This is a genomic window from Skermanella sp., assembly GCF_059503625.1.
This window is the reverse complement of sequence record NZ_JCACHA010000409.1, coordinates 1-2,471: the sequence shown is the minus strand read 5'-3', so window position 1 is coordinate 2,471 and position 2,471 is coordinate 1. Positions and strand designations below refer to the sequence as shown.

At 60.8% G+C, this 2,471-nt stretch carries 3 protein-coding genes; 2 read left to right on the top strand and 1 reads right to left on the bottom strand.

What is annotated here, in order from left to right:
• Positions 1–115: 115 nt before the first annotated feature.
• Positions 116–490 (bottom strand): RT0821/Lpp0805 family surface protein, encoded by a 375-nt coding sequence (locus AC5JJ6_RS09015; RefSeq protein ID WP_496041712.1) that lies wholly within the window; start codon positions 488–490, stop codon positions 116–118.
• Positions 491–756: 266 nt separating this feature from the next.
• On the opposite strand from AC5JJ6_RS09015, the gene AC5JJ6_RS09010 reads away from it, so the two are divergent.
• Complete coding sequence (locus AC5JJ6_RS09010; protein ID WP_496041711.1) at positions 757–1,653, top strand: hypothetical protein; 897 nt, start codon at positions 757–759, stop codon at positions 1,651–1,653.
• Between the two features lie 233 nt (positions 1,654–1,886).
• The coding region (gene aqpZ / locus AC5JJ6_RS09005; RefSeq protein ID WP_496041710.1) for an aquaporin Z at positions 1,887–2,471 on the top strand (585 nt) is incomplete at its 3' end.

Here is a 2,471-nt window from a genome sequence, read left to right as displayed (position 1 = left end):
ACCTTCCCATCGGCGCCAGCGCGCACGGATCGTATGGTCACCGCTCATCTCAGGCTCCGTTTGCACACGGAGGATACGGCACCGGAAGGCTACCGCATCCTCACCTGCCGCGACGTCACTGCGCCGCGAATTTCCAGCTGCCGTCGGCTATCTGGCAGACCGGCAGGACGTAGACGACGTTACGATCCTTCAGCTGACTGTTGACCTGGGTGTCGCGGCACGGCATCTGACCGCGCGTGTAACTCCGCAGAACCGTAATGGTCCCGCTGTTCCCGGTCTGCGGATTGGACCAGGGACGCGACTCCCCATCGGGCGCATTGCGCAGCATGTCGGCGCCGATCCTCATGATGATCTTCGTGTCGTCACCCTGATAATGCGCTTGCCCAAGGCGGCTGCCGAACAGCAGTTGGGCCTGAGCGGAACCGGCCGCCAATATGAGCAAGGCCAGGGTTAATGCACCACCGAGCTTAGTCATGCCATTGACTTTCATTTTTGCCCCTCCCGATTCTGCTTGTGAGAGCACGAGCAGACAAACGATCAAAGTTCCACTTTCACCATTATTTCAAGGCAAAGGATGGGCTCGATCGTACTACACCGCTAGATAGTCCCCTGCTTGTCGGCGCGACGTTTATCGTACCGTCGCTTTGGATGATCCGCCCAGCATCTGGGGAGGCGATCTTGAAGTCCTGTGAATCGGACCGGCACTGTAGTCCCACGCATCAGCCCGACACTCCTTTGTCTCCCCAGCAGATCCGATTGCAGCTGGCGAAGATCTGCGCTGGGGAAGAGTTCCGGCGCTCGAAACGGAGCTTGCGATTCCTCAGTTACATTGTCGAGGAAACCCTTGCAGGACGCGCAGGGCGCATCAAGGCATACTCGGTCGCCATATCGGTACTGGATCGCGACGAAACCTTCGATCCGCAGACAGATCCGATGGTGCGCATCGAGGCAAGCCAGTTGCGCCGCCGATTGGAACGCTATTACCTGACCCAGGGGATCAACGATCCGGTCGTCATCGACTTGCCCAAAGGCGGCTATGTTCCTGTCTTCCGGACGGCCCGGGTTACTATTCCTCCCAGCCCACGATCCGTCGCCCCCGCTCGATCCGACAAGTGGCGAAAACCTGCCGCCGTTCTGGGAACGGCCTTGCTGACCGTCTGCATCGCTACCTTCGCATGGTCCCTGCAGTACTCCCACCCGCAATATCAAACGGGTGCCGGCCTCAAGACCGGATCCCGTATCCATATCATTCCTTTCACGGCAACGACTGCCGACGGCCGGAGCGGCATGATCGCCAACGGTTTGGCGGACGAGGTCACTCAAGTGCTGATCCGGAACGGCACGGTGGGTGTTCTGGCTCACCCTACCAGGAACGGCACGGCTTCCCGGATCCGGGCCGACATGTTCCTGACCGGCAGCGTGAGGTCCAATGCGGGAGTTGTCAGGCTCACCGCGAACCTCGTCGATGCACGTATGGGGACGTACGTCTGGACGGAAGCGTATGACATGCCGGCCGACGCACCGGTTCTGACATTGCAGACGGCACTGGCAGCCAGTCTTGGTGCCCGGCTGCCGATCCCGGCGGTCGGGACGGCCCGTGTGCCGACTTCCCCACCCATGGAAGCCCAAGCGGAGGAAGCTAACCTCCAGTAGGCCTAAATCCGCGCTCGGCAACCGTGATAACGGGTAAACTACGGTAAAGTACGTGCACTTCCAGGTCGCGATGCTAAAGGCTCGGAGGTGTCCCAAGGCTGCGCTCCCGGGAGTCGGGGGATACATGCCTGGATCGTTTCGGCGATGACCACCAATCCGGTACGCGGATAATCCGGTCGGACAGGCAGAACGGCGAAAACGGCGCTACACACCAATCAATTCAGGAGAAAACAATGTCGCAGCTTCGTCGAGCGTCCGCCGAGCTTATCGGCACATTCTGGCTTGTCTTCGGAGGATGCGGCAGCGCGGTATTCGCCGCGGCTTTTCCCGAAGTCGGCATCGGCCTGCTCGGTGTCTCCTTCGCCTTCGGACTGACGGTGCTGACGATGGCGTACTCCATAGGCCATATCAGTGGCTGCCATCTGAACCCGGCCGTCACAATCGGCCTGTGGGCGGGCGGACGTTTCCCGACCAAGGATATCCTGAGCTACATCATCGCCCAGATAGCCGGCGCCATCATTGCGGCAGGTGCCCTTTACCTCATCGCTAGCGGCAAGGCGGATTACGATCTCGCCGTCAAGGGGCTTGCCGCGAACGGGTTCGGCGCCGCCTCTCCCGGCGGCTATTCGCTGAACTCGGGCATCGCCATCGAGATCATCCTGACCTTCGGCTTCCTGATGATCATCCTGGGCTCGACCGACAGTCGCGCCCCGGCTGGTTTCGCGCCAATCGCCATCGGTCTGGGCTTGACGCTGATCCACCTGATCAGCATCCCAATCACGAATACCAGCGTCAATCCGGCGCGCAGCACGGGACCG